At 70.4% G+C, this 7,556-nt stretch carries 4 protein-coding genes; 1 reads left to right on the top strand and 3 read right to left on the bottom strand.

The window, feature by feature from the left end; all coding sequences use genetic code 11:
- Window positions 1-217: 217 nt before the first annotated feature.
- From ACFT41_RS20470 to ACFT41_RS20460, 3 genes are read right to left on the bottom strand one after another with little or no spacing between them, the layout of a single operon-like run.
- Window positions 218-2,491: a transglutaminaseTgpA domain-containing protein gene (locus tag ACFT41_RS20470; RefSeq protein ID WP_377587570.1), complete on the bottom strand. Its 2,274-nt coding sequence runs from the start codon at window positions 2,489-2,491 to the stop codon at window positions 218-220.
- Window positions 2,488-3,765: a DUF58 domain-containing protein gene (locus ACFT41_RS20465; protein ID WP_377587569.1), complete on the bottom strand. Its 1,278-nt coding sequence runs from the start codon at window positions 3,763-3,765 to the stop codon at window positions 2,488-2,490. Before ACFT41_RS20465 ends, ACFT41_RS20470 begins: the two co-directional genes overlap by 4 nt.
- Window positions 3,762-4,781, bottom strand: coding sequence for an AAA family ATPase (locus ACFT41_RS20460; RefSeq protein WP_377587568.1), 1,020 nt, complete (start codon window positions 4,779-4,781; stop codon window positions 3,762-3,764). The genes ACFT41_RS20465 and ACFT41_RS20460 overlap by 4 nt, the downstream gene beginning before the upstream one ends.
- Window positions 4,782-5,393: 612 nt before the next feature.
- On the opposite strand from ACFT41_RS20460, the gene ACFT41_RS20455 reads away from it, so the two are divergent.
- Window positions 5,394-7,478, top strand: a complete 2,085-nt coding sequence (locus ACFT41_RS20455) for a family 43 glycosylhydrolase (protein WP_377587600.1) — start codon at window positions 5,394-5,396, stop codon at window positions 7,476-7,478.
- The last annotated feature ends 78 nt before the right edge of the window (window positions 7,479-7,556 follow it).

Below are 7,556 nucleotides of genomic sequence, written 5' to 3'. Positions count from 1 at the left end.
ACGCCCTCATGGTGGGGCACCGCCCCAGCCGCCGGCGCGCCACCCCGGCGCCTGCGTCCCCGCCGGCGCGGGGGGGGGGGGGGGGCCCCCGGGGGCCCCCCCACGACAGCGATGCCGATCGGCAGTACGGTCGCGATCAGCACTGCGGGCACGGATCGCCAGCGCCGTCGGAGTCCATCGAGCCGGCCGGCCAGTGACCGGGACAGGCAGATCCTCGTCACCGGGCCACCGCCTTCGGGCGCGTCGCCGGGCCGGCAACGGGTGGCACCGGTCCGCTATGGCGTGACCCCGGGCGGTGCGAGAGCCTGCGCGGCAGGAGCACGCGGGGGTCGAACCAGGCCAGGTAACGCCGGTACGACATCGGCGGGTACCGCAGCCAGCGGCGGACACGCCGCTCACGTTCCCAGGCGGTCCGGACCGCAGACTCGTCCGGGCGGTCCGCAGCGAAGACCGCCGCGGTGACCGCCTCGGCCAACCGCATCAGTTCCGGTGCTCCCCGCGATCCGGCGGGCAGCGATTCGTCCCGCGCCGCCCTTCGGGCGATCCCGACCGGCGTCATGCCGGGCGTCAGCTGGACCCGGCGGTCCCGGAGCTGGTCCAACACCTCGGCCCACGCGCCGGTCACCCGCGCGTCGGGCGTCCCCCGGTGGCGGCGTCGCCGTCGCCGGAGCGTCCGGGCCACCGGCACCGGCAGCAACGCGAGCACGACGAGCAGACCTGTTGCCGCGAGTGCCGGCACCGCGTCGGTGCGCCCGACGGAGCCGACCCACGCGAGAGCGACGTCCGGCGAGGGCGCGGGGATCGCCGAAGGGCTCGGGCTCGGCTCGGGTGTGGCCGCCGGCGTCACTGGCGGGATCGGGACGACACCCCCGTCGTGGTCCGGTACGGCACGGTTGGATCCGGTCGGCTCGAACGGTATCCAGCCGTACCGGTCGAAGTGGACCTCCGGCCAGGCATGGGCCTCCCGCGTGGTGATCCGATGCCGTCCCGGGTCTCCGGGCAGCAGGCGGAAGCCGACCACTACCCGCGCCGGGTATCCGAGCATCCGGGCCATGACTGCGAATGCGCTGGCGCGTTGCTCCGCGTGGCCGGCGCCGTTGCCGCTGTGCACCCGCTCGAGCGCCGCGTACGAGTGTCCCGGCGGGGCGTTCACGTCGTACGGCGACGACCGTAGGTAGCTTTCGATGGCCCGCAGCCTGGCGACCGGCCGGTCGACCGAAGCGGTGAGGCGGGACAACCGCTCCGTGAGCACGCGGGGCGGCTCGCCAGGCAGCTCACGCAGGTGCGGATCCGCCAGGCCGCCAGGTACCGCCGTGTCGAATCCGGCATCCGGCGTCCGTACGTCGCTGGTGACGACGTAGCCGAGTTTGATCGGCCCGGTCGCGTCGGTGACGAGCGTGCCCGATCCGTCGCCGGCCCCGAACCGGTACGCACCCGGGGTCTCCGCGACGACCCGGCGCGGCCGGCCGACCACCGGTAGGAAGGGCCCGGTGAGTTCGTCCAGGGTGACCCGGAACCGCACTTCGTCCGCGTCGGTTCGGGCGGTGCCGGCGACCGGGGCGCGGCCGACGGGGAGATGCCGGGTGCCGGTGCTCCACAGCACCCCGTCGTACCGGTCGAGCGCTATCAGCCGGGCCCGGTCGCCGACGATCGACGGTGACCCGGCGAGGACGTCCAACGAGAACAGCGGCTGGGGCGGGGTCTGTCGGATCATGGTTCGCACGGTCGACAGCGGGTCGACCACCGGGGCGACCTGGATCGGCGGTCGGAGCAGGCGGCCGGCATCGGTCCTGGCCACCCCGGGTGCCAGCATCCGCACCGGCCCGAAGGACAGTCCAGCGGCGGCCACGGCCGCGACGGCCGCGACGGCCGAGAGCCGGAGCGCGCTACGGCGGCCAGCCGTCCGGTCGCTGCCGGGCAAACCGGGTCGGCGTGCCGCCAACATCCCGGCCACCGCTGTGACGAACAGCGTCGTGGCCGGCAGCGAGTTGACGACGGCGGGGCCGGAGAGCACCAGCGCCACGACGAACGCGACCAGGGGCGGGACGACCGGCGCCACCGCCGAGCGGGTACGCAGCGACAGGAGGGCCGTGCCGGCCGCCGCGCCGAGGCTCGTCAGTATGGGTGCGACGAGCAGGTCCCCGGTCGCCTCCGCCGGGATCTGCGTCGACAGCATCCGGGCCCAGCCGCCGGTGACGCCGGCGAGGACGGCGGCGCCCGTTTCCGGTCCCGGCAGCCCGTGCCACAGCGTCCCGGGGAACGCCAGGTAGGCGGCCAGGAGCGAGCCGAGCCCGCAACCGCCCAGGAGGACGGCGGTCGCCGACCGGAGTTGGCCGACGACCAGCCCGAACAGCAGACCGGCCAGAATGGCGACCAACAGCGGGACCAGGTATGCGGGCCCCGTGAAGAAGCCCCGGTAGAGCAACCCGCCGGCCACCGTCGCCAGGAGGCCGAGCGGTACGGCCACTGCCTGCCCGCCGCGCGGGCTCACCGTCGCCGCCACTGTCGCGCGAAGTCCGCGCTGCCGCCGACCCGGACGACGGAGACCGGGCCGGATCCTTCGCGGCCCTCGCTCGAAGGACGGAGCCCGGGGCGGCGTCCCGAGGCCGGCGGCGGCAGAGGTCGCGAGGCTTCCCCGGCGTCGACCGTCACGACGTGTACCGCCGCCCAGCTTCTGGCCTCCTGGGCCAGCGCCCTCAGCTCGCCGGCCCCGACCCGTCCAGTAACCACGATCAGAGCCGGTGCCGGGCCGGACGGCACCGGGGGCAGGATAGCCGCCAGTTCCCGTCTCTCCGTGCTGGTCGTGACCATGGTGAGGAGGTCGAGTATGGCCGTCTCCGTCGTCGCGACGGCCGGAGCGCTCTCGGCGGTGCTGGTGTCGGCACCGCCAGCGCCACTGCCGGCATCGGCGTCGAGGGTGCCGGGGCGGGCCTGGGTCCGTAAGGTGACCAGGACACCGGAGCGGATGGCGGATATGCAGATGGAGGCCGCGACCCGAACCGCCTCGTCGAAGAGATCCTGCTGGTAGCGGTGCGCCCCGGCGTCGAGCACGACCACGCAGCCCGGCCGCTGCGGCAGGGCACGCTCCTCGCGGACCAGCAGATCGTCGACCCGGGCGGACGACATCCAGTGGATCTGGCGATAGTCGTCGCCGGGCTCGTACGGCCTCAGGGCGTGGAAGGACGTGGCGTCCGCGATCTCCCATGCCTGCGATGCCCGGCGCGAGGCCTCGGTCCTATGGTCCACACCTGGTACGAGCACGGAGTGTGCCCGTGGATACACACTCACCACGGTCGGTTGTCCGTACGCCGCTGCCTGACGCAGCAGCCCGAGGGGATCCGACCGGGCGACGAGCGGCGGCGTGAGATCATGTCTGCCCCGGCGATCGAAGACGATCTCGTGCGGGCCGACCTCATGACGTCCACCGGCCGGGATCCCTGGAATCCCGAAAGACGACGAGGTCTCCTGGTCTACCACCTCCGCCGGCCGGCTCCGGCGGCGGCCCGGGTTCGACACGGTGATCCGGCAGCGCGTGGCGCTGCCCTCGGGGAGCCGTCGGGGTTCGATCCGTCGCTCGGCGTGCACCACCGGCGGGACTACCGCCCAGAACAGCCCGAGACCGAAGGCGAGCGCCCCGGACAGGCCGATCGTGAGCAGCTCCGGTTGGTCTGCCGCGACACCGACCGGCGCCAGTACCGCCGAGGTGGTGAGCACCCACCAGCCGGTTGGGGTGAGCTGGGGCCGCCCGCAGCGCCGGCCGGTCACAACATCCCCGAGACGGCCACGTTCGCGAGTATCTCCGCCAGAAGTTCTTCCGTCCTTGTGCCCGCCGCCTCCGCCTCGGGGGTCAGCAGCAGCCGGTGGCCGAGTGTGTAAACGGCCACGGCCTGGACGTCGTCCGGTGTGACGTACCGCTGGCCGTGGGACGCCGCGTGTACCCGGGCGGCCAGGCCGAGCGCGCTGGTGCCGCGTGGGCTGATCCCCAGCCGGACCGCCTCCGGCCTCGTGCGTTGGAGCTGTCGGGTCGCGTGGATGATCCGGACCAGATAATTGCGCAGCTCGCCGTTCACCTCGACCGTGCGGGCCGCCGTCAGCATCTCCTTGACCTCGGCGATGGCCAGAACCGGCTTCAGTCCGTCGGGTGTCTGGTCGGTCAGAGTCTGTATCAGCATCGTCTGCTCGGCCTGCTCATCCGGGTAGCCCATCGGAAGCCGCATCATGAACCGGTCGAGCAAACCCTCGGACAGGGGATAGGTGCCATGGTGGTCAAGCGGGTTCTGGGTCGCCAGACAGATGAAGGGACGACCGACGGGATGGTCTTTCAGCCCAACGGTGACCACTCGTTCGGCCATGACTTGCAACAACGCGGACTGGGTCTTCGGTGAGGCCCGATTGATCTCGTCCCCGAGCAGGACGTTGCAGAAGACCGGCCCTCGATGGAAGGAGAACGCCTCGGTGTTTCGGTTGAGGATCTGCCCGCCGATCAGGTCGGAGGGCAGCAGGTCAGGGGTGAACTGGACCCGCTTGAAGTCCCCGCCGACCGATTTGGCGATCGCCTTTGCCAGTGACGTCTTGGCGAGCCCGGGAACATCCTCGATCAACAGGTGCCCTTCGGCGAACAGACATACCAGGGCCATCGAGATCACGTCGGACTTGCCGTGGATCACCTGCTCGATGTTCCTTTTGACGAGATCAAATCGTGTCTGGAAGGCGCCAGTCCCTGTCACTGGAGGACGCCGATATCTGTCATTGGAAATGCTCCCTCCCGGTTCGGGGGGCATTAGCGTAGCGGTGGACTGCGGGAGGCAAGACGTGTTGTCGGGTAAAGGACAACAGATTGTCCGCCCTGTTGGTCGGGTGCCTGCCTGTCAATCGGGCGGTCCCCGTGCGGATCGTCGCGGATCGTCGATTCCTGCTTTTCGGCCCATTCGGAAATTTCTGTCATGGCATCGGGGAGCGGCTGTCCCGAAGCTGGCAGGCCGGTCGTATCTCCATCTTGCCGAAGCTCTGCGGGCTCAACGAGGCCGATGGGGTTGGCTGGCGTCGTCCTGTCCGGGGTGGGCCCAGGGGCGCTGGGGTCGGGCCTGCCCTTTCGTCCGTTCAGTCGCGGCGCGTGGCCGAACGGGTGGGCCGTCCGAACCGTCGTCGGGAGGGCCTGATCGGCTGCTAGCCGGCGCGGGCGGCGGCCAGCAGCCGCGTCCTGATCGGACGCTCCTGAGCCCTTGAACGCCGCGAAACAATCCAGTAACATCGCCATTCTTCGATGGCTGCCGCCGGAGACGATCAGGATTCGTGCGTCGTGCCGCCCCTTGCGCCGTGATGTTAGCGCTCACATTTCGCACAGGAACAGGAGCTGGCCGATGAGTTGGCTCGCGTCTCCCCGACCGGTCAAGATGGCGTCCCCGACACCGCCCCGTCGCCGGCGGTGGCTGGTGGCGGTGGTGTCGCTGGTGACGGCGTTGGCGAGCGGCGTCGTGGTCATGGCGGCAGCGCCGGCCGCGTCCGCCGCGACGGTGGACACCAACGCGTGGTACGTGCTGGTCAACCGCAACAGCGGCAAGGCGCTGGACGTGTACAACCAGGCCACGAACGACGGGGCGCGGATCACGCAGTGGGCGCGCAACGACGGGGCGTGGCAGCAGTGGCAGTTCGTGGACTCCGGCGGCGGCTACTACCGGCTGCGGTCGCGGCACTCCGGCAAAGTGCTGGACGTCGCCAACTTCTCGACCGCTGACGGTGCGGCCATCGTGCAGTGGAGCGACGGCAACGGGACCAACCAGCAGTTCCGGTTGGCCGACTCGGCCGGCGGCTACGTGCGCCTGATCAACCGCAACAGCAACAAGGCCGTCGAGGTGCAGAACGCATCCACGGCCGACGGCGGCAACATCGTGCAGTACAGCGACTGGGGCGGCAACAACCAGCAGTGGCAGCTCGTGCCCATCGGCGGCACCACCCCCACCACGCCGCCGGCCCCCGGCGGCCAGTTCACGAACCCGGTGGTGTGGCAGGACTTCGCCGACGGCGACATCATCCGCGTCGGCGACGCCTACTACTACTCGGCCTCGACCATGCACTACTCGCCGGGCGCGCCGATCCTGCGCTCCTACGACCTGGTGAACTGGGAGTACGCCGGCCACTCGGTGCCGAACCTCGACTTCGGGTCCAACGCCTACAACCTCAGTGGCGGGCGGGCCTACGTCAAGGGGATCTGGGCGTCGGCGTTCAACTACCGCCCCAGCAACAGCACCTACTACTGGATCGGCTGCGTCGAGTTCAACCGCACGTACATCTACACGTCGTCGGCCGTCGACGGCAACTGGCAGAAGCGCGCCCAGCTCAACAACTGCTACTACGACGCGGGCCTGCTGATCGACGACAACGACACCATGTACGTGGCGTACGGCAACGGCAACATCAGCGTCGCGCAGCTGTCGGCGGACGGGCTGTCCCAGGTCCGCTCGCAGCAGGTCTTCTCCACGCCGTCCAACATCGGCACGCTGGAGGGCGCACGCTTCTACAAGCGCAACGGCAGCTACTACATCTGGCTGACCCGCCCTGCCAACGGCCAGTACGTGCTGAAGTCCAGCTCGCCGTTCGGGCCGTACGAAATGCGTGAGGTGCTGCTGAACCTGCCCGGCCCGATCTCCGGCGGCGGCGTGCCGCACCAGGGCGGTCTGGTGCAGACCCAGAACGGCGACTGGTACTACATGGCGTTCACCGACGCGTACCCGGGCGGCCGGATGCCGACCCTGGCACCCATCACCTGGAGCGCCGACGGGTGGCCGGTCCTGCAGACCGTCAACGGCCAGTGGGGGGTCAACTACCCGAAGCCGAACATCACCACGTCGAAGACGGTGCAGCCGATGACGGGCCCGGACACCTTCACCGGCCCCACCCTCGGGCACCGGTGGGAGTGGAACCACAACCCCGACACCAGCAAGTACAGCGTCAACAACGGGCTGCGGTTGCAGACCGCCACGGTGACCAACGACCTCTACAACGCCCGCAACACCGTCACCCACCGTATCCAGGGCCCCAGCTCCACCGGGACGATCGAACTCGACTACTCGACCATGGCCAACGGCGACCGGGCCGGCCTCGCCATACTGCGCGACTCGTCGGCATGGATCGGCGTCAAGCGCGACAACGGCACGACCAGGGTGGTTATGACCAACGGCCTCACCATGAGCACCGGCAGCTGGAACACCATCGGCACCGGCACCGAGGCGGCGAGTGCCAACATCTCGGGCGGCCGGATCTGGCTGCGGGCCAACGCCGACATCCGGCCCGGATCCGGGCGACAGGCCCGCTTCTCGTACAGCACCGACGGGGTGAACTTCACCGCCCTCGGGCCGGCGTTCACGTTGAACAACGACTGGCAGTTCTTCATGGGCAACCGGTTCGGGATCTTCAACTACGCCACCCAGGCGCTCGGCGGCGCGGTCACCGTCCGGCGCTTCGACCTCGCCACCCCCTGACGCGTACGTCGGGCCGGGCGACAGCCCGGCCCGACCTGGGTGGGAACGACGTTTAGGGGTGGCTCATCTACCCACAGG

This window comes from Micromonospora sp. NPDC057141 (genome assembly GCF_042670805.1).
Lineage (GTDB): Bacteria > Actinomycetota > Actinomycetes > Mycobacteriales > Micromonosporaceae > Micromonospora.
Note: the sequence above shows the minus strand (reverse complement) of the source record. Positions and strands in the feature narration are given on the sequence as shown.

Coding starts and splice junctions, on each gene's coding strand:
- ACFT41_RS20460 (WP_377587568.1), bottom strand. CDS start 4,781: ATGCCCCCCGAACCGGGAGGGAGCATTTCCAATGACAGATATCGGCGT.
- ACFT41_RS20455 (WP_377587600.1), top strand. CDS start 5,394: ATGGCGTCCCCGACACCGCCCCGTCGCCGGCGGTGGCTGGTGGCGGTG.